Origin of the sequence: Mesorhizobium sp. B2-3-6, from assembly GCF_006442305.1 — a bacterium.
In the GTDB taxonomy this organism is placed as follows: domain Bacteria; phylum Pseudomonadota; class Alphaproteobacteria; order Rhizobiales; family Rhizobiaceae; genus Mesorhizobium.
Map to the genome: position 1 here is coordinate 33,673 of NZ_VFVW01000010.1, position 19,225 is coordinate 52,897.

21 protein-coding genes and 1 tRNA gene are annotated in these 19,225 nt (G+C 62.4%); 11 read left to right on the forward strand and 11 right to left on the reverse strand.

The window, feature by feature from the left end; translation table 11 throughout:
* Window positions 1-54 precede the first annotated feature (54 nt).
* On the reverse strand, window positions 55-552 hold the full coding sequence (locus tag FJ953_RS25725; protein ID WP_140625343.1) for a prolyl-tRNA synthetase associated domain-containing protein: 498 nt from the start codon (window positions 550-552) through the stop codon (window positions 55-57).
* A 216-nt stretch (window positions 553-768) separates the two neighbouring features.
* Between FJ953_RS25725 and FJ953_RS25730 the strand changes: the two genes are divergently transcribed.
* A tRNA-Gly gene (locus tag FJ953_RS25730) sits at window positions 769-843 on the forward strand.
* Window positions 844-1,086: 243 nt separating this feature from the next.
* Here the strand turns inward: FJ953_RS25730 and pcaF are convergent.
* Genes pcaF through FJ953_RS25745 form a run of 3 tightly spaced genes read right to left on the reverse strand, consistent with a single transcriptional unit; the run spans window position 1,087 to window position 3,686 of the window.
* The gene (gene pcaF, locus FJ953_RS25735; RefSeq protein ID WP_140625344.1) at window positions 1,087-2,295 is read right to left on the reverse strand and encodes a 3-oxoadipyl-CoA thiolase; all 1,209 of its coding nucleotides are present in this window, start codon (window positions 2,293-2,295) and stop codon (window positions 1,087-1,089) included.
* Window positions 2,296-2,967 carry a 3-oxoacid CoA-transferase subunit B gene (locus FJ953_RS25740; RefSeq protein ID WP_140625345.1) on the reverse strand — a complete coding sequence of 224 codons (672 nt, stop codon included), beginning with the start codon at window positions 2,965-2,967 and terminating at the stop codon, window positions 2,296-2,298.
* The gene (locus FJ953_RS25745; protein ID WP_140524516.1) at window positions 2,964-3,686 is read right to left on the reverse strand and encodes a 3-oxoacid CoA-transferase subunit A; all 723 of its coding nucleotides are present in this window, start codon (window positions 3,684-3,686) and stop codon (window positions 2,964-2,966) included. Before FJ953_RS25745 ends, FJ953_RS25740 begins: the two co-directional genes overlap by 4 nt.
* A 123-nt stretch (window positions 3,687-3,809) precedes the next feature.
* On the opposite strand from FJ953_RS25745, the gene FJ953_RS25750 reads away from it, so the two are divergent.
* Window positions 3,810-4,571, forward strand: a complete 762-nt coding sequence (locus FJ953_RS25750; RefSeq protein ID WP_140580234.1) for an IclR family transcriptional regulator C-terminal domain-containing protein — start codon at window positions 3,810-3,812, stop codon at window positions 4,569-4,571.
* A gap of 381 nt (window positions 4,572-4,952) precedes the next feature.
* On the opposite strand, the gene FJ953_RS25760 is transcribed toward FJ953_RS25750, so the two are convergent.
* Entirely contained in the window at window positions 4,953-5,795 is an 843-nt protein-coding gene (locus FJ953_RS25760; RefSeq protein WP_140554757.1) for an IclR family transcriptional regulator, read from the reverse strand.
* Window positions 5,796-6,088: 293 nt separating this feature from the next.
* Here FJ953_RS25760 and FJ953_RS25765 point away from each other — a divergent pair, with 293 nt between their 5' ends.
* The 8 genes from FJ953_RS25765 (at window position 6,089) to FJ953_RS25800 (ending at window position 14,066) form a co-directional block, all read left to right on the forward strand.
* A complete protein-coding gene (locus FJ953_RS25765; protein ID WP_140625346.1) occupies window positions 6,089-7,636 on the forward strand; it encodes an aldehyde dehydrogenase family protein in 1,548 nt (515 codons plus the stop codon).
* Window positions 7,637-7,740: 104 nt separating this feature from the next.
* The gene (locus tag FJ953_RS25770) at window positions 7,741-9,021 is read left to right on the forward strand and encodes an aspartate aminotransferase family protein (protein WP_224680282.1); all 1,281 of its coding nucleotides are present in this window, start codon (window positions 7,741-7,743) and stop codon (window positions 9,019-9,021) included.
* 62 nt (window positions 9,022-9,083) lie between these two features.
* Window positions 9,084-10,253, forward strand: a complete 1,170-nt coding sequence (locus tag FJ953_RS25775; RefSeq protein ID WP_140625348.1) for an FAD-binding oxidoreductase — start codon at window positions 9,084-9,086, stop codon at window positions 10,251-10,253.
* A 39-nt stretch (window positions 10,254-10,292) separates the two neighbouring features.
* On the forward strand, window positions 10,293-11,054 hold the full coding sequence (locus tag FJ953_RS25780) for an amino acid ABC transporter ATP-binding protein (RefSeq protein WP_263483292.1): 762 nt from the start codon (window positions 10,293-10,295) through the stop codon (window positions 11,052-11,054).
* Complete coding sequence (locus FJ953_RS25785) at window positions 11,051-11,695, forward strand: amino acid ABC transporter permease (RefSeq protein WP_140492029.1); 645 nt, start codon at window positions 11,051-11,053, stop codon at window positions 11,693-11,695. The genes FJ953_RS25780 and FJ953_RS25785 overlap by 4 nt, the downstream gene beginning before the upstream one ends.
* Window positions 11,692-12,351, forward strand: coding sequence for an amino acid ABC transporter permease (locus FJ953_RS25790; protein WP_140625349.1), 660 nt, complete (start codon window positions 11,692-11,694; stop codon window positions 12,349-12,351). Before FJ953_RS25785 ends, FJ953_RS25790 begins: the two co-directional genes overlap by 4 nt.
* 38 nt (window positions 12,352-12,389) lie before the next feature.
* Window positions 12,390-13,205: a transporter substrate-binding domain-containing protein gene (locus FJ953_RS25795; RefSeq protein ID WP_181165194.1), complete on the forward strand. Its 816-nt coding sequence runs from the start codon at window positions 12,390-12,392 to the stop codon at window positions 13,203-13,205.
* Between the two features lie 297 nt (window positions 13,206-13,502).
* Complete coding sequence (locus tag FJ953_RS25800) at window positions 13,503-14,066, forward strand: type 1 glutamine amidotransferase domain-containing protein (RefSeq protein WP_140492038.1); 564 nt, start codon at window positions 13,503-13,505, stop codon at window positions 14,064-14,066.
* A gap of 51 nt (window positions 14,067-14,117) precedes the next feature.
* On the opposite strand, the gene FJ953_RS25805 is transcribed toward FJ953_RS25800, so the two are convergent.
* Window positions 14,118-14,915: a SapC family protein gene (locus FJ953_RS25805; protein WP_140625350.1), complete on the reverse strand. Its 798-nt coding sequence runs from the start codon at window positions 14,913-14,915 to the stop codon at window positions 14,118-14,120.
* Window positions 14,916-15,413: 498 nt separating this feature from the next.
* On the opposite strand from FJ953_RS25805, the gene FJ953_RS25810 reads away from it, so the two are divergent.
* Window positions 15,414-15,689 (forward strand): hypothetical protein, encoded by a 276-nt coding sequence (locus FJ953_RS25810; RefSeq protein ID WP_140492044.1) that lies wholly within the window; start codon window positions 15,414-15,416, stop codon window positions 15,687-15,689.
* Between the two features lie 145 nt (window positions 15,690-15,834).
* Here FJ953_RS25810 and FJ953_RS25815 read toward each other — a convergent pair whose 3' ends face one another.
* Genes FJ953_RS25815 through FJ953_RS25835 form a run of 5 tightly spaced genes read right to left on the reverse strand, consistent with a single transcriptional unit; the run spans window position 15,835 to window position 19,222 of the window.
* Window positions 15,835-16,392 (reverse strand): GNAT family N-acetyltransferase, encoded by a 558-nt coding sequence (locus FJ953_RS25815; RefSeq protein ID WP_140625351.1) that lies wholly within the window; start codon window positions 16,390-16,392, stop codon window positions 15,835-15,837.
* Window positions 16,389-17,630 carry a hypothetical protein gene (locus FJ953_RS25820; protein ID WP_181171636.1) on the reverse strand — a complete coding sequence of 414 codons (1,242 nt, stop codon included), beginning with the start codon at window positions 17,628-17,630 and terminating at the stop codon, window positions 16,389-16,391. Before FJ953_RS25820 ends, FJ953_RS25815 begins: the two co-directional genes overlap by 4 nt.
* Before the next feature lie 28 nt (window positions 17,631-17,658).
* Complete coding sequence (locus tag FJ953_RS25825) at window positions 17,659-18,207, reverse strand: tail fiber protein (protein WP_140625352.1); 549 nt, start codon at window positions 18,205-18,207, stop codon at window positions 17,659-17,661.
* A complete protein-coding gene (locus tag FJ953_RS25830; RefSeq protein ID WP_140559196.1) occupies window positions 18,189-18,701 on the reverse strand; it encodes a tail fiber protein in 513 nt (170 codons plus the stop codon). Before FJ953_RS25830 ends, FJ953_RS25825 begins: the two co-directional genes overlap by 19 nt.
* An 11-nt stretch (window positions 18,702-18,712) precedes the next feature.
* A complete protein-coding gene (locus FJ953_RS25835) occupies window positions 18,713-19,222 on the reverse strand; it encodes a tail fiber protein (protein WP_140559197.1) in 510 nt (169 codons plus the stop codon).
* Between the last annotated feature and the right edge of the window lie 3 nt (window positions 19,223-19,225).

A 19,225-nucleotide genomic window follows, 5' to 3' on the forward strand; every position in this document is an offset into this window, starting at 1 on the left:
GCGGATCGGCGCACTGTCCTTGGTTGGAAACCGGTTTCGCCATCCATGTGGCGATCATGCCGAGACTTTCAAGATAGCAGCATCGTGCCCGGTTGCCTCGACGAATCTGACGAGGTCGCCCGATGCGATTGATGTCGTCGCCTCATTGGTCAGCGGATGCGCGTTGATCACCGCATGCCGCATCAGCGCCTCGTCGAGCAGGACCTTGACCCTGTGCTGCGTGTCGTTGATCAGGCCAAACACCGTGACTGCGCCCGGCGCGACCCCCAGAAGCTCCATCAGCATCTCCGGCTTGCCGAAGGAAACGCGGCCGGCGGCGCCGATCACATGATGGATCTGCTTCAGGTCGACGACAGCGTCCTCGCCGACCGTGACCAGGAAAAAGGCGTCCTTCTTGTCCTTCAGGAACAGGTTCTTGGTGTGGCCGCCGGCGATTTCGCCGCGCAGCGCCTGCGAATCGGCGACCGTATAGAGCGGCGGATGGCGTTTCGTCGAAACGGCGATGCCGAGTTCGGCAAGAAAGGCAAAGAGCTCGGCTTCGGTCCTGGGCATGGGGTTCTCGTCTTCGGCTGGTTTCCAGCCATGCCGTTTACGGCCAATGACATGGTCGAGACAAGACCGCCGCGCGACGCGGCGCCGAATCCTTCCGGCTGCCGCCGGCGGCCCGCCGGCCTCGTCCGGCGCATTGAAAAAAGCCTGCGATTTCCCTGTTGCAATCGCCGCGCTCTTCAGCCATATAGGCCCGGCTTGCGGCCCAAAGCCGCGCGAGCGGGTGTAGCTCAGGGGTAGAGCACAACCTTGCCAAGGTTGGGGTCGAGCGTTCGAATCGCTTCACCCGCTCCAGTTTCCTCTTGGGGAATCAAGCAATTAAAAGAAAGCGCCGCCTAGTGCGGCGCTTCTTTTTTGCCCGTAGGTCATGGATATCTCCCACGACTTGGCGAGCCAGGGCACGATCTTTGTCGGCTCGCCACAGCGCTGGTCTGTTAGCGAATCGACAAGCTGACGAACGTCAACCGATCCATACCCGTGATTGCTTTGCTGCGGATCGATGCAATCCGCCTGACTCGGACTGTCGCACCATCTCCGCTACGCACTGGCCAGAGCGATCGCGATACCCTGTCCGACACCGATGCACATCGTGGCCAAGGCCAGTCGTGCTTTTCGGGACCGCAACTCAAGCGCGGCAGTGCCGGTGATGCGAATGCCCGACATCCCAAGCGGGTGCCCGAGCGCGATCGCTCCGCCGTTCGGGTTCACATGCTCCGCGTCCTCGGGGATACCGAGTTCGCGGAGCACGGCGATGCTTTGGGAGGCAAATGCTTCATTCAGCTCGATGATGTCGAAGTCCGAAGGCGCGATGCCGAGCCGCGCGCAAAGCTTGCGTGTCGCCGGAGCCGGACCGATTCCCATGATCCGTGGGGCAACCCCGGCGGTCGCGACGCCCAGAATCCGGGCGATCGGTGTGAGCCCGAATGCCTTGACGGAAGCTTCGGACGCGATGATCAGCGCTGCCGCGCCGTCGTTCACGCCAGAGGCGTTGCCCGCGGTGACGGTGCCGCCTTCCTTTTTGAACGGCGCTGCAAGCTTGGCGAGCGACTCGGTTGTCGTTCCGGCGCGTGGATGTTCGTCGCGATCGACCATGATCGCATCGCCTTTGCGCTGGGGCACAGTCACCGGCGTGATCTCCAGCGCGAGCCGGCCATTTTCCTGAGCGGCGGCGGTCCTGGCCTGGCTGCGTGCGGCGAAGCCATCCTGATCGGCGCGGCTGACCTTGAAGGCTTCCGCAACGTTTTCACCCGTCTCCGGCATCGAATCGACGCCGTACTGCTTCTTCATCAATGGGTTGACGAAGCGCCAACCGATCGTGGTGTCGTAAATCTCGGCGTTGCGCGAGAACGCCTCGCCCGCCTTCGGAAGCACGAACGGCGCACGGCTCATGGACTCGACGCCACCGGCGATGATCAGGTCGGCTTCGCCGGCCTTGATGGCCCGTGCAGCGATGCCCACGGCGTCCATTCCAGAACCGCACAGGCGGTTGACCGTGCTGCCCGGGACTTCGATCGGCAGTCCCGCCAACAGCGATGACATGCGCGCGACATTGCGGTTGTCCTCGCCTGCCTGGTTGGCGCAGCCAAAGATGACCTCATCCACCGCGGACCAGTCCAGGCGTGGATTGCGTTGCTGCAGCGCTCGCAGCGGCACTGCGCCGAGATCGTCGGTCCGGACCGAGGACAGCGAACCGCCAAACCTGCCGATCGGGGTGCGGATGTAGTCGCAGATGAAGGTCTCGGTCATTCAGAGCTCCGGTGCCGTCAAGGATTTGATTTCGCCATCGACCTTAAGCTCTGCGCCGGTCAGCGCCTGCAATTCATCGAAGCTCATCGCAAGCAGCTTCTCGCGCAACACGAAACGACAATCGATGATGTCTATGACCGCAAGGCTCGTGTAGACCCTCGTCACGCAGCGCACGCCGGTCAGGGGAAGGCTGCAGGCTTTCACCAGTTTCGGACGACCGTCCTTGGTGACGTGATCGGTGATGACGGCCACGCGTTTTGCTCCGTGCACCAGATCCATGGCGCCACCGACCGCTGGTATGCCCTTGGGTCCTGTGCTCCAGTTCGCGAGGTCACCGGTCTCGGCCACCTCGTAGGCGCCGAGAATGGCAACGTCGAGGTGTTCGCCGCGCACCATCGCGAAGCTGTCGGCATGGTGGAAGAACGAAGCGCCCGGATTGAGCGTGACCGCCTTCTTCCCCGCATTGATCAGATCCCAGTCCTCGTCGCCTGCCGCCGGGGCTTCGCCAAAATTGAGGATGCCGTTTTCGGTGTGGAAGATCGCCCGACGCCCAGGCGGCTGAAAGCTCGCCACCATCTCGGGAAAGCCTATGCCGAGGTTCACATAAGCGCCGTCCTCGATGTCCTGCGCGGCGCGCCATGCAATCTGCGCGTTGGTCAGCTTGACTGTCATGCGTATGCGACCCCTTGGCGGATAAGCGCCTCTTCCTGCATCGGGTTCGAGACCTCGATCACCTGGTCCACGAAGATCCCGGGCGTCACGACCAGCTCGGGATCAATCGCACCGGGCTGGACGATCCGGCGCGCCTGAACGACGGTCGTGCGTGCGGCCATCGCCATCAGCGGCGAGAAGTTGCGTGCCGCCTTCCTGTAGGTGAGGTTACCATGAGGGTCGGCAAGTTCCGCCTTGATGAGGGCCACATCCGCCTTCAGCCAACGTTCCTGCACATAGTGGCGCCCCTCGAACTCGGCCACAGGCTTGCCGGCCGCGAGGTCGGTCCCGTAGCTCGTCGGCGTGTAGAAAGCCGGGATGCCCGCGCCACCGGCGCGGATTCGTTCGGCCAGGGTCCCCTGTGGAACCAGTTCGAGCGCGATTTTCCCGGCGAGGTACCGCTCGGTGAATGCCCGCGGATCGGACGAGCGCGGGAACGAGCAGATCATCTTGGCGACCATGCCATTGTCGATCATGGCGGCGATGCCGATCCGTCCGTTCCCTGCATTGTTGTTGACGATCGTAAGGTTTTTCGGGGCGCCGGTAGCGCGAAAATGGTCAATCAGGGCGTGGATCAGCTCTATCGGAGCACCTGCGCCGCCGAAGCCGCCGATCATGACGGTCATGCCGTCTTCGACGACTGCCACTGCTTCCGCGAGGCTCGCGATTGTCTTGTCCACGTAACCTGCCTTTCCCGGCACCAAGATGGATTTCGCCGCCACACGTATCGGCAGACGAGATCTTTCGGCAAGCTGGCTTGTGCGATATCATTCGTTTGTTGACATATCGCACAAGGTGAATGGATGCCCATTTCCGAACGAGACACGATGGGTGGCTTGGCCAAGGGGTTGTCCGTCATAGAGACGTTCACGGTGGAACGGCCACGGCAGTCGATCACGGACGTCGCGAATGCGTCCGGTCTCGACAGGGCGACAGCCAGACGCTGTCTCCTTACGCTTTCCCATCTCGGCTACGCCGACTACGACGGAAAGTTCTTCACGCTCACGCCGCGCGTGTTGAGGCTCGGGACAGCCTGTCTGGCAACCATGCCGCTGCCGCATCTGGTGCAGCCTTTGCTGGATGACCTTTCGGAGCGGCTCGGCGAAAGCTCGTCCGTCTCGATTCTGGACGGCACCGACGTCGTTTACGTCGCGCGCGCGGCGCAGCGAAAGGTGATGTCGATCGCGCTGATGCCCGGCTCGCGGCTTCCGGCATACTGCACTTCCATGGGGCGCGTGCTCCTGGCAGCCATGCCTCCGGAACGCGCTGCACATCTTCTATCTTCCCATGCCCTGCCGGCGCGGACTGCTCACACCTTGACCGACCCCGACACCATCCTTGCGGAGTTGGGGCGGGTGCGGACGCAAGGGTTCGCGTTGATCGATCAGGAGGTCGAGCTCGGATTGCGCTCGATCGCCGTGCCGTTGATGACCGTGCGCGGGACAGTGATCGCAGCCGTGAACGTCGGCGTGGCGGCGACACAGGTGAGTGTCAGCAATCTCGTTGCGCTCTACCTGGAGCCGTTGCGTGCACTTCAAGCTGAACTGCGGGCAGTGCTACGTTAGGGCGCTGGCACAGAGGGAACTAGCGTCCAAGTCGCTCGAAGTAGGAGAGCATGTTCCCACCCATGATCTTGTCGACGCCCGCTTCATCGTAGCCGCGGCGGGCGAGCTCATGGAAGATCGAGGTGGCGGATCACGCCGAACACATCCTCGTCCGGAACATCCGCGAGAAGGCGGTCTCCAGCGCCTGCACCCTTGGGCGTGAGGCGATATTCGATCCGGGCAGCAAACCCTGAACGCAATGGGCGAGGCCTTCAACCCCGAGGATTTCCATCGAGTGGTTTCGGAGGGTGGAGCCGGACATTCGCCGCCGTCGAGACGGAGATCGCGAAACTACATTCTCGGTTCAAAGCGCGACGTTTCTTCGCGCAAGTGACCGGCCGCTCACGCACCGCCCTGTCGCTGATCCGCTGCGGCATTCTTTGCGGCCATAGCCGATCCGTTGTAGGCGTGCATCTGCGCCAGCTTCGCCATGCGCTGGGCGGCCTCCGCGAGCGCTGCGCAATGCTGCTTGAAGTTTTGCTCTATGATCTGACCGTAGGGTCCCGTAAGTCCCACCGCGTATATCACCTCACCGCTCGTCGGCCTTATCGGAAATGCGATCGAGCCAAGGCCCGGAACATGCTCGGCCAGGTCCATGGCGTAACCCTGCTCCCGAACCTCGGCCAATTCCCTGGTCAACTCCGCGATCTTCGTTTTCGTCCGATCGGTATAGCTGCGCAGCTCCGTCGCCAGGATCCTCTTCACGGTCTCCTGCGGATGAAACGCAAGGATCGCCTTGGCCGAAGCGGTCGCATTTACAGGCATGGCCATGCCCGGCATGACATAGGTCCGGACCGGAGTGTCGGGCGCGACGCAGGTGACCGAGCGCACTTCGGTACCGTCGAACTTCGACAGGAACGCCGACTGGCCGGTGCGGTCGGCCAAATCCTGAAGCGGTCGCTGCGCGAGCGTCGTCAGCCAGCCGCTATCCGGAGACATCTGTAGCAGCTGCAGCAAGCGATCGCCGAGACGGTATGTCCGATTGCGAACGCTCTCGGCGGTGATCATCCCGCTTTCGATCAAGGCGTGCAGCAGCCTGTTGATCGTGGTTTTGGGCAGTCCAAGCGTCGTTTCGAGTTCGATCGCCGTCAGGCCATGCTCGAACGGCGCGACCGTCTCCATGATCGAGATATAGCGCTCGAGGGGGCTGTCCTTGGCGCTCGGCTTCTTCGACTTCGTATTCAAGGGCACCTACGCCGATCTGACAATTGCAACTGCAAGAAGGTTATCGTTCAAAACAGACATGAGGGGCAAGGTCGGTCCCTTGTTATTCCGCCGCGCCTTGAGCCCGGGGGCTCCGTAGAATAGCCGAACGGCCGCACGCCCTCGATCGGTCGGGCTCCGTTAGTAACCCGAATCCGGAAATGTCCTCGCAAATTCCGAAATTCGGTATTATCCCCATTTTATGGTCCCCTCGATTGACTCGCAAGCCAAATCCTGATTATCGGACTAAATACCGATTTTCGGAGGAACTTGAAATGGCTGAACTCCCGCGTGTGACCTACTCGAACATCGGAGTGGATTTTTCCCCGGTTCACGCTCACCTCGACGCAATGATCCCGGATTTCGAGAAGAACACACTGGGTCGCGAGTGGTCGACGCCGTTTGCGACTGGCGCTCGGAAAGAGATCCTGAGCCCGATCGACAAGAAGATCTCTCTCGGCAAGTTCCCGGCTTCAACCCCGTCAGACGTCAAGTCGGCGATCCAGGCTGCCCGAGCCGGCGCGAAGGCCTGGAACCGTTCGACGCTGGACGATCGCCTTGCATTCGGCGCCCGCTGGCGAGAGGCGCTGGCGGAGCGGAAGTATGACCTTGGTTTGGCAGCGCTATACGAGATCGGAAAGTCCCGCCTCGAGGCAGTCGGCGAAGCCGAGGAATGCCTCGACATGGTCGAGTACTACGCATCGGAGATGAAGGCGAACAACGGGTTCGTCCGGCCGATGAACATGTTGGTCGAAAACGAGACCGCTACGAGCGTCATGAAGCCCTATGGCGTCTTCGCGGTCATCGCTCCTTTCAACTTTCCGCTCGCCTTGTCGATCGGCATGGTCTCGGGTGCGCTGTTGACAGGCAATGCGGTGGTCTACAAGCCGTCGCCGGGTTGCGCGCTGACCGGATTGCTGATTGCCGAAACGCTTCGCAAGGCGGGATTGCCCGAAGGTGTTTTCAACATCGTGCTTGGCGATGGAGAGGTGGGGCGCCTTCTTGCCACCGACAACGGCATCGACGGCGTTGCATTCACGGGCTCCCATAAGACCGGCATGAGCATCTTCCGTCATATGGCAACGCTGCCCCACATGAAGCCCGTCATCGCCGAAATGGGTGGCAAGAACCCTGCCTACGTGACCAGCAAGGCCGATCTCGACCGTGCGGCGCAGGGAGTGGCGCGCTCCGCTTTTGGCCTGCAAGGCCAGAAGTGCTCCGCATGCTCGGTCGTGTATGTCGACGAGAAGGTCAAGGCGGAATTCATCGAGAAGCTGGTAGCATTCGCCGGAAAGCTGGTCGTCGGAGATCCTCGCAAGGCCGAGACCTTTATGGGCCCTGTCTATGGCGACGCCACAGTCGCCCGTTTCCAGGCCGCGCTGTCGGAAGTCGAGGACAAAGGCAAGGTGCATTTTGGGGGCGCCGCCCTGGGCCAGGGCTTTGCGGACAACTACGTCCTGCCGACGGTCGTCGAACTTGATGGTCCGGGCCGGCTGACCCGCGACGAACTCTTCATGCCTTTCGTGGTCGTCCGCGGTTTTGACAGTCTCGATGCCGCGATCGAAGAGGGCAACGACATCGCCTACGGATTATCGGCCGGCATCTTTACCAACGACCAGGAAGAGTTGCGTCACTTCCTCGACACCGCCGAAGCAGGGGTTCTCTACGCCAACCGTGCGAGCGGCGCGACGACAGGTGCATGGCCAGGCGCGCAGCCATTCTGCGGCTGGAAGGGCACCGGGGTCAGCGGCAAGGGCGGTCTCGGCTCCTGGTTCCTGCCACAGTACCTGCGCGAGCAGAGCCACACGATCATGACCAGGTGATCGAAAGAGGTCGCGCCCTTCGTCGCTGCCATCCAAGGCTGTCTCCCTCATCGGTTTACAAGATTATGCGCCACTATCCAGATTCAATGCCGAAGTCCCGCGAGATGTTCGAACGGGCCCGCAAGGTCATGCCGGGAGGCAACACCCGGACAACAGTCTTCATCGACCCGTTTCCGATCTATGCCCAGCGCGGCGAGGGCTGCCGCGTCTGGGACGTCGATGGAAACGTCTACTACGACTGCATCAACAATTTCACGGCCATGATCCATGGCTACGGCCATCCCGCCGTCACGGCGGCGGTGGTGGACCAGATGCCCCGGGGATCGGCTTTCGGAGCGCCCACCGAGAGCGAACTTGATCTTGCTGAACTGTTGGTGGAGCGCCTCCCGTCGGTCGAGCAGGTTCGCTTCGCCAACTCCGGCACGGAAGGCGTCATGATGGCGATCAAGGCGGCTCGGGCGTTCACTGAGCGGCCGAAGATCGTCAAGATCGAAGGTGCCTACCATGGCTCCTACGACTTCGCGGAAGTCAGCCTGGACAGCTCGCCCGCCAACTGGGGCGACATGCCTGCCTCGACGGCATACGCGAAAGGCACGCCGAAGGGAGTTCTCGACGACGTCATCGCGGTGCCGTTCAACGATACGGAGGCGCTGCGTGCCGTCTTCGACGCGCATGGAGACTCGATAGCGGGTGTTCTGATCGACCCGATGCCGAACCGCGCCGGACTTATTCCCGCGCGGAAGGATTATCTCGACGCGATGGTCGAGATCGCTCATGCCGCCGGCTCGCTGGTGATCTTCGACGAGGTGATCTCGCTCCGCCTTGGCTATTCGGGGGCGCAGGGCCTGTGGAGCATCACGCCCGATCTGACGGCTCTCGGCAAGATCATCGGCGGAGGGTTCCCGGTCGGCGCCGTCGGCGGCCGCGCCGACGTGATGGCGGTGTTCGATCCAACGCGAGGCAAGCCTGCATTGCCGCATGGCGGCACCTTCACCGCGAACCCGGTGACGATGCGAGCCGGTCTGGCGGCGATGCGCGCGTTGACCCCGGCCAGCTTCGCGCATCTGGACGCTATCGGCAGCCTGCTTCGCGACGGCATCACGGCCTCGCTTGCTCGCCACGGCCTCAACGGGCAGTGCGTCGGTCTCGGCTCGCTCTTCAAAGTCCATTTCACGGCGTTGCCGATCACGGACTATCGGTCGGTCTATCCGGGTGCGTCCGAACGCACGAAGCTCGACCTGTTCCACAAGGGTCTGCTCGACCGCGGCGTGCTTTCGGCGAGTTACGGACTCTTCGCGCTTTCCACCTCGATGACCGAGGAAGACGCACGCGAAATCCTTTCCGCAATCGACGGCGCCCTCGCAGCAATCGCGGCGAAGCAATGACGTAGCGCGTCCGGCGCCGGATCCATCCGGCACGGGACGACGCAGCAACAGATGGAAGTCACATGACAGCTTCTCCTCACGTCGTCGTCATCGGTGCAGGCACCCTCGGCATGTGCTCTGCGCACGCGCTCGCGGAACAGGGCGCTCGCGTCACCGTCATCGACGCACAATCCATTGCGTCAGGATCCAGCGGCCGCTCGGTCGGCGTCGTTGGCACACAGCTGACGGATTCGTTCGAGATCCAGCTGCGCATGCAATCCGTGCAGCGCATCCGTCGATGGCAGGAGCGCCTCGGTCTCGGCTTCAACCCTATCGGCTATCTGCGTCTGGCGCGCACCTCCGAGCAGATGGAACTGTTCGCCCGCTCGGTGGAGATCCAGCGCGATGCCGGCTTCAGGTCCAGGGTCTACCAGGCGAGCGAGCTCCAGCAGCTCGTGCCGCACTTGAGTTCAGATGGGCTCGAAGGCGGCATCTTCGGGCCGGACGACGGCTTCCTCGATCCCCACGAAATGTGCACGTTGCTGGCGCAAGAGGTGAAGAAGCTCGGCTCCGAGGTTTTCCAGTTCCGCAAGCTGCTTGGTGTCGCGCGGACATCCGGTGGCTATCGGTTGGACACCAGCAAGGGTCCGATCGGCTGCGACTTCGTCGTGAACGCGGCAGGCGCCTGGGCGCCACGCGTTGCCGAGATGCTTGGACAGACGCTTCACATCCACCCCGAGCGCCACGAGGCGCTGACAATCCACCTGGACGCGCCGCTCCCCTACACAATGCCGATGGTCATGGATCTGGTGAACGGGCAGGGCACCGGACTCAACTTTCGGCACGAGAAAGCGAGCGAGCTCATCGCCGAGATACACAAGGTAAGTTCGCCCTCGCCCGAGGATCCGGACAATTACAACGAGCAGTGCGAGGAAGGGTCCAAGGTCATGCTGGCCGAGATGCTGATCGAGCGCGTGCCTGATCTGCCGGGCGCCCGGCTCGGCCGGGGCTGGGCAGGCCTCTACCCTGTCACCGCCGACCACCGTCCCCATGTCGGACCAGTCGATCAGTCCGAGCCCGGTCTGATCACCGCGGCCGGTGCGGGCGGCTACGGGATCCAGCTCGCGCCGGTGATAGGCCTGATCGTCGCGGACTGGGTGCTCAAGGGCTCTCCCGCATCGATCCCAGGCACCGAGAGTCTCGCTCCAACTCCGGAAAGAAACGTCCCCGCCGTACATACTGCGGCGGCTTGACCAGTAGGACACCGGCGTTAGCGCAAGGACAAAGAAGCCATGCCCGAGGCAGAAAACATCGTCCGCATCAAGAACATCAACGTGATCTATGGCGGCCATCACGCCGTGAAAAACGTCTCGCTCGACATTACGCGCGGCGAGGTCGTGGCGATCGTCGGACCCAGCGGCGCGGGGAAGAGCACGCTGCTGCGTGCGATCAACATGCTCGAACAGCCGTCATCCGGTACCCTCGAAGTGGGCGCCATCCGGTTTTCGGTCGACCGCAATCTGTCCGCCGGAGAGCTGTTGAGGCTCCGACGTTCCACCGGGATGGTTTTCCAGTCCTTCAACCTGTTTCCGCACATGACCGTGCAGCGCAACATTTCGCTGCCGCAGATGCGGGTTCTGGGGCGCACCAGGGAGCAGGCGGACGCGCGCACCGCCCAATTGCTCGAACGCGTACACCTTACGGACAAGGCGCACTCCTACCCGGCGCGCCTGTCGGGTGGCCAGCAGCAGCGTATCGCGATCGCACGCGCCCTGGCTCTTGACCCCAAGGTGATGCTCTTCGACGAACCCACGAGCGCCCTGGATCCCGAACTCGGGCTTGAGGTGTTGGCCGTGATGCGCGAGCTCGCCCAGGAAGGCATGACAATGATCATCGTCACGCACGAGATCGCCTTTGCCGCAGACGTCGCCGACCGCGTGATCGTCATGGCCAATGGCGAGATCATCGAGCAGGGTCCGCCTGATGCCGTGATCCGCAACCCGTCGTCGCCGCGCACGCGGCAGTTCTTCCGTGCCGTGGTCGATCGCAGATGATCGACCTGCTGGTTTCACTGCTCAGAGGCGTTCCGGCCACGCTGCTGGTGACCTTCGGCGCTTTCGCAGTCGGGGCCATCGCAGCCGTGCCGCTGGTGCTGATGCGACGTTCCCGGTGGCTCCTTCTAAGCATGCCGGCGCGCATATACATCGACGTTGTACGGGGAATCCCGCCGATCGTCTGGCTGTTCATTATCTTCTTCGGATTGGGCAGCGGAGTGATCGTTCTCAGTTCCTATCAGGCTGCCATCCTGGGTATGGGGCTGGTATCAACGGCCTATCTCGCTGAAATCTACAGGGGTGGCTTCCTGGCCCTCTCGAAGGGCCAGCGGGAGGCGTCCACGGCGCTCGGTATGACGCGCCTGGATACGCTGCGCTACATCCTGGCGCCGCAGGTCCTGCGCGTCTCGGTTCCGCCCATGGCGACCTTTCTTGTCAGCCTGCTCAAAGACACGACCGTGGCCTCCACGATCGGTGTCCGCGACGTGATGATGTACGCATCGCAGCAGGCTCAAGGCGGAGGCGGCAGCTTCATGCCGTTCATTTTCGCGGCGCTTCTCTACATCGCGCTGTCGATACCCGTTGTCGTGCTGGCACGCGCCGTTGACGAGCGGCTGCGCTCAAGGGGGCAAGCGAAATGAGCGAGATGCTGGCCAACTGGCTGGACTGGTCCCCCCAGCTTTTCCAAGGAGTTCTTGTCAGTCTCCAGTTGGCGGGCCTGGCGCTGCTGTTCGGATTGCCTATCGGTCTCGTTCTTGCGCTTGCCTCCTCCTCTGGAAAGAGGCTCGTCCGCTATTTCGCGGTGGTACTTGTCGAGATCGGGCGCGGCGCGCCCGCACTCGTCGTCCTGCAGATGGTCTACTATGGATTGCCTGCTTCGGGGATGACCGTAAGTGCCTTCACCTCCGGCGTGATTGCGTTGGCGCTAACGACAGGCGCCTACACCAGCGAGATCCTTCGGGCCGGTCTGAACGCGGTTCCGCATTGTGAGATCGAGGCGGGCTTGGCGCTCGGCATGACCCGCCGGGACATCCTGCGCTTCGTGGTGGTCCCCCAGGGAATCCTGTTCGCAATACCCGCGCTGATGGGCTTTGCCATTCTCATCTTCCAGGCGACGGCCCTTACATACACGATCGCCATCCCCGAACTTCTGGCGCGCGCCTATCGCGTGGGTGCGGCCACCTACCTCTACCTCGATGTCCTGATCCTGGCGGGCCTGTTCTACCTCGCCATCACCGTCCCGTTCGGGTGGCTGGTCTCGTACACCGAACGTAGGCTGGGCAGCCATCTCGGCTGACCTGCAATCAAAAACCATCAATGTCAGAGGAGAGCAAAGTGAAAAATTGGAGTAAGATCATCTCGGCCGCAGCCATTGCCACGGCCTTGGGTGCCAGCGTCGCGTCCGCACAGGATTGCAAGCCGCAGCATGCTTTCGAAACCGTGTCGGCGGGCAAACTCACCGTCGCGCTCACCAACACCGCTCCGTATTCGCTCGAAAAAGACGGCGGCATCGCGGGTATCGACGGCGATCTCGTGAAGCGTTTTGCCAAGGAGAACTGCCTGGAGATCGCTTATGAGATCTTCACATATCCAGGCGCGGTTTCCGCAGTTCAGTCGCGGCGCGCGGACATCGCGCTTGGCGGCTTCTATCGTACCGCCGCCCGCGCGAAGGTCGTCGCTCTGTCCACGCCGGTCTATCTCGACCAACTGTCCGTCACCTCGACCAACGGCATTGATACCGTCGACGGTCTGCTGGGCAAGAAGGTCGGCACCGTGGAAGGATATCTGTGGGTCCAGGACATGGAGAAGCTCTACGAAGGCTCCAAGACCTATCCATCGTCGCTGAACCTCGCTCAGGACCTTCATGCCGGTCGTATTGAGGCGGCGCTCGACGGCTTCGGCTCCGCTGTCATTCAGAACGAAGGGCAGAACTACAAGGTGCATGTCCTGAAGCCGGATCCGCGCATCGATGCGACCATGAACCCGTCGCAGACCGCCTTCCTGCTGGACAAGAGCAATGAGGGCTTCGTTAAGGCGGTCGACGCTTCGCTCGATGTCTACCGCAAGAACGGCGCTATCGCCGAAGCGCTCAAGGCTTACGGGCTGGATCCGTCGGCCGCAGATGTCGGTGAAGCCCGCGTCATCGAGTAAGCCGCTGGCATGAAGGGCCGCCTGCCTGCCCCCGCTTCTAGGAAGAAAACCGGATGCGGCGGGCGGCCTGTACGTTTGCTGCGCGGCTGCGATCCGCGAGCAGAATTTCGTAGTGCACCCCGAGTCTGAGACACGAAAAGGGTAACAGTCCTTCACTAAGGAGAGCTGATGAGGAAAGGAGACCCGTGGTGCAGTACAGCGCACCACAGATCCCTCCGGTCACATAAGGTTACAGCGAGGAACGGTACCGGTTCAGGCTCGTTAGCCCTGCATCCAATCCAATCATGGAGAAAAACGATGCAGGATATTTCCGGCAAGCGCGTCGCCATCCTTGCGACGAATGGTTTTGAACAGTCCGAGCTTGAGGTGCCGCTGAACAAGCTGCGCCAGGCCGGCGCCGAGGTCGAAATCGTGTCGCTCGAAAGCGGCAAGATCAAGGGCTGGGACCACAGGGATTGGGGCCGCGAAGTTCCGGTCGACAAGACCTTGGACGAGGCCCGTGCCGATGCCTACGATGCGATCGTTCTGCCCGGCGGCGTCATCAATCCCGACCTCTTGCGGGTCGAGCGCAAGGCGCTGGATTTCATCAGTTCGTTCTGGTCGGCCAACAAGGTCGTCGGCGCGATCTGCCATGCGCCCTGGCTTCTGGTCGAGACCGGGATCATCAAAGCCCGCCGCGTCACATCCTACAAGTCGATCAAGACCGACGTGATCAATGCCGGCGGCCTGTGGCAAGACAGCGAGGTCGTCACCGACCAGGGGCTGGTCACCAGTCGCAATCCCGGCGATCTCGACGCCTTCTGCGACAAGCTCACGGAAGAGATCAGGGAAGGGCGGCACGACAGGCGGGCCGCGGCTTAGCGCCGAACCTTGTTCACCAGCCGCGCCGCGAAGGATCTCGGCATGGGTTGTTCAGGCGCTCTTCGCCCCCTCCGCCTTGCGCAGCGACGCCTGATGCACCAGCGACGTCCAGCTGTTGGTCGAGGCAAGGTGGCAGTAGAGCAGGCTGAGCGCGCCTGACTTTCTCAGGTCGAGGAAGGCCTCGTCGCTCAATCTGTTGAAGGCGGCCTCGTCTATCACCTGGAAATCGGTGAGGTTCAGCACCTCGCCTCCTTCCAGCGTCACCTTGCTCTGGCGCGGCGCGAACAGGGCATGCGCGTCGATCTTGTCGACCATCTCGCGGGTCGCCCTGAAGTCGATCTGGAACTGGTTGCAGAAGGCGAGCGCCTGCTTCGTCGCCTCGGTCGCCTCGTTACCGCTGAAGAACGGCAGCACCTTGTCGTCGCGGAACGGCGCCAGCAGCTGGTCGATGACGCGCTCGCTCGCCCGGTCGACGCACAGCGTAAGCCGGCCGGGCTGCTTGGGATCGTCGGCGAGAATGAAGGGATAGCGGCGGACATAGGCGGGGATGTAGTGCGGCCCGGCCCAGTTGCCGTCGGGTTCGACGAACAGGTTCTCGTCCTGGCGCAGGCCGGTGATGATGACGGGCGCCTTGGCGGCGCCGATGAAAACGATCGGGTAGGAGCGCATCGCCGCCGGCATTTCCGAGGCCACCACAGGGATGGCATGCGCCGAGCGGGCGAAGGAGAAATCGCTGCGCGCCGTCAGGCCGAGCGAGCCGTGCCGCGCCGGATTGAGCGCCTCGGGCCTGGAATAGAACAGCGGCAAGGTCTCGCCCGCCGTTTCCGTCTTCGCACCGCTGTCAGCCATGTGTCCGTTTTCCTCCTCGCGCCGGCCAACCAGGCCGGCCCGTCCAGCATTGAATTCCCAAAGCGGGGTCTGTTCTTGTCGCGCCGGCCTTGCTTCGAAGCAATCCTGCGCAGGGACAAAGTACTACAGCGTCGCCGGCGCGCATAAAAGGACACGCGCTGCTGTATTTTGGCGTTTGCGCCCTAATCGCCTTGCGGGACGCCCGCAACGATGCCGGCCCTGGAGCGGTTCACCATTTCGCGGAAACGGCGAGCCGCGCTATCTCTTTGTTTTTGCGCAATTCCCCAGGGAAAGCGCTGCGCGCTTTCCCGGGAAGACCGTACACACTTTTCCTGGAATGGCTCTATGGACAGCTTGCCGCGAAGCGGCGACAGTGGCCTCGCATGGCAAAATCCGGGAGCCGTAGCGGTCTTGCGTCCGGAAATTGCGAGGATATGAGGAACCGGAGCGGGTCTGCCCTTGGCCGCCCGCTCAGCAAGCGCTTTGAGGCGGGGTGGCATGGCGTCGGCATCGGATTTCGAACAGGCGGTCGGACAGGCATTCACCGTCGAGGCCGGCGGCAGGCAGATCGCGCTCGAATTGAGCGCGGTCAACCGCATCGCCTCCAGCCCGCGCCCGGGCGGCGGTTTCTCGCTGCTGTTCAAGGGTCCGCGCGAAACCGCGCTGCCGCAGGCGACTTACCGCTTCGCCGGCAGTGGCGCGACCCACGATATCTTCATCGTGCCCGTGGCCGCCGACGCTACGGGGCGGCTGTATGAGGCGGTGTTCAATTAGAGTTTGGAAGCAGGCGTGAGCGCAGCAGCGGTGCGATTTGTGAGACGCTGGCGCGAAGGATCGATACCGAACAAGCACCGCCGAATTGTGCGACGACCGGAACAGGATTCTCGGCCCGGGAATGACGAAGCGGATGGCGTCCCGTTCACCCACTGTCTACGCCACCCCGCGGCGGCGCGCATGCCATGAGATCGTAGACACCCTTGTCCTCGACCGCTGCGAAGCCGAGCTCGAGATAGAGCCGCCTGGCCGGATTGTTCTTCTCGACATGGATCGAGGCCGATTTGCCCGATGACCATGCCTCGTCGATGAGGTCGCGCAGCAGTGCGGCGCCGTGGCCCTTGCGGCGATGGGCCGGCAGCAAGGCGATGTCGATGACGCGGTGCTGGCTCGGCCAGCGCTCGATGTAGAGGCGGCCTATGGGCTGTCCGGCCCGCTCCACCACCAGCCAGTCGGCCTCGGGATAATGCTTGCGGTAATGCGCGTGCTGCGCCTGGAACTGCATGTCGAGGAAGGCGACCTTCTGCGCCTCGCTCCAGTCCGTCACGGCGAGCTCTTCCATGCGCGTCGAGGCGTAGAGCCGCGCCAGGAACGGCATGTCGGCCTCCGCGGCGGGGCGGAAAGCGAGGCCGGCCTGCCGCGACCGCGGCCAGGCCGGGAGCCGCTGCGCATGTTTCGCTTCTGTCACGCTGCCTGACGTCACACCGGCGGCGTCAGGTCGCGCACCACGGTAATCTGCTTGAGGTTGCTGGTGGCCAGCGCCGTCCAGGTCCACTCCCATTCCGAACTGTCCATGGCCATCTGATTGATGGTCCACAGACCATTCGTGCCGTCGTTCTGGATCATCATCGAGAACAAGGCAAGACGGCCATCGGCATTGTAGTCGAGCGACAGGCGGGTGTTGGCGCCGGAGGCGTTGAAATCGCGCCATCCCGACCAGTTCTGGGTGGCGGCGTCGTATTGGGCGTTGAAGGAGTGAACATGCTGCTGGTCGGAGGCGACCAGCATGATGTCGCCGTCGCCCTGGATGCCGGCGCAGAGCGTATATTTGGGAACCCTGCTGTAGCCGGGCGTCGCCCAGGCCGTCCAGGTGTCGGAGCCTGCCGGCAATTGCTTGGTGTGCAGGACCTGGCCCTGCTGCGTCATGGCAAACAGATTGGTGCCGCCCAGCGGACCGATGATAGGCGCCATTTCCGTGAAGGGGTAGCCGGCGTCGATCTGCACCCATGGCGTCCAGTCGGCGACCGTCAGCGCCTGGGCCTTGGCCTGCTGGCAACGGTAGAGGTTGAGCCCGGAATTGATGCCGAACAGGGCGATGCGGCCGTCAGCCTGGCGCAATGCGGTGATCGCCACAAGCTGGCCTGTGAGCTGAATCCAGGCGCTCCAGGGCTGGGCAGGCGGCCTGAGCTCGTCGACGGTGACGACGATCGGTGTCGTCGTGCCGGGCGGCGTGATGGTCTTCTGCACCTGCACGATCACATCCGGGTTCTGGTAGATCCACCAGACGCGGCCCAGATTGTCGGTGAGGAAGATCTCGATGCGGCCATCGGCATCGCGCGCCATGGAAAGCTTCTGGTAGCTGAAGGCGCCGGGCGGCGCGCCGATGCCGACCGGCGCGGTCCACTTGTCGATCGGGCCGATCTGGTTGGCGTCCTCGGTGACGAAGGAGAGGCTGGTGGTGCCCGAAGGCTGCGCGACCACGGCGACGCGACCATCCTTGGTGAGACCCGCGGTCATGATCACCCAGGCGCCGGGCGCGATGACAGACCAGGCCGACGGCCATGGTCCGTTCGGCGATGTCTGTGCCTTCTGGATCAATTGTCCCTTGGCCGAATCGATGCCGACGACCATCAGCCGCGACAATTCGAAAAACGTCGCGCCGGCGGGCATCTGGCCATGGGGCACCGCCTGGGATGGTAGATGAGCGTCTTCGGTAGCCATGATCGGTATTGCCCTGTTGGCTCGGAGTTCAGCCTCTCGGCGGGAAAACGCCTTGCAGCGCGATGCAGAAATAGCAGGTGAGATAAGGCTGGAGATTGTTGTGCGGCTGGTCGCCGCCAGCGGGGGCGAGGGCACCAGGATTGAGGGTCGTATTCACGGGCGCCGGACCGTACATCGATACTCCAATGCCGGTCGCCGGTTGTTGTTGAGCTACGATACGGGTAGTTCCATCCTGAGCCGAAACCTGCACGCTATGACTGTGGAATGGAATTTCGCTTTCGAACAACGAAACCGTTTCCGAACCTCCCTCTTCACCAAGATCATGCAGGGACAGACCAGGGCCTTGTCCCGGGTGCATCGGTGCACGGCCCTGAAGATCGGGCAAGGCAAAATTGGATTTGCCATTGCCGCCATAGGTGGTGCCGAGCAACGAGAACAGTGCCGTGTTCTGCGACAGCGGCAACAGTTGCCCGTCGCACCACGCCCAGCCTTTGGGCGCGAAATTGAAAGGAAAAATGCGGATTTCGGCAACGAACGGATCGGCCGTGGCGGTCCCTCTTAAGTCGGCGACGGAAATATGCCGAACAGCGAGATGATGAAGTCGACGCAGAGATAAGGCTGGAAATTGGTGTGCGGCTGACTGCCGCCTATCGTCGAAACACTTTGTGAACTGTTAAGGTTCGTTTTTGGCGCATCCGTCCCATAGGCCGAGTTCGTAGCGCCAGTTAAGTTGGACAAAACATTGTTCGTCGGAGATGTGCCTGTTCCAGTGTTCGTTGATCCCAGCGCCGGATGGCTGTGAGTAGGTATCTGCTGAATCGTCAGCGTGATTTCTTCCGCCCCACCGGTCTCGGCCAAAACGAATCCATTGCCCTGGTGAAGAGGGAGACGACCTCGCAGGTCAGGCAACGCGAAGGTGCTTTCACCGTCACCACCATAAGTCGTGCCGATCAACTGGAACAAAGTCTCGTTTTCAGAGATTGGCAGAAGCTGCCCTTCACAAAACATCCAGCCGGCCGGCGCAAAGTTGCCGGCAAACATTCGGATTTCACCAACATAGGGCTGTGCCATGATTTCGTTCCTCAGGTCGGCGAGGGGAAAATGCCCTGCAGGGCAATGCAGAAGCTTAAGGTGAGGAATGGCTGCATGTTGAGATGCGCCTGAGACTCGCCCACATTCTGGATTGTCGCGGAACTCATTGAAACCAAGTTTGTCGCCGGTCCCCAAGGCTGGTCACCCGTTGAGTTGGACATAACCAACGAAGTGTCGGGCGTATTGGTTGGAGCGGCCGCCGCCGCATTCGCGTTCCACATATGTGTGTGCTGGGGCAATTCCGAGATCGAAAGCGTGTGGGATTGTTCACCGGCGCGCTCACCAAGCGTGTGACCGGCACCCACATGGATAGGAATGCGTCCCCTGTAGTCGGGTAGTGCGAAATTCACACGGCCATCACCGCCAAAGGTCGTGCCGAGCAGCGAGAACAGGGCTTGGTTTTGATTAATGGGCAGCAGCTGCCCGTTGCACAGAGCCCACCCCTTGGGCGCAAACACAAAAGACATGATCCGAATTTCGGATAAAAATGGCTCTGCCACGTA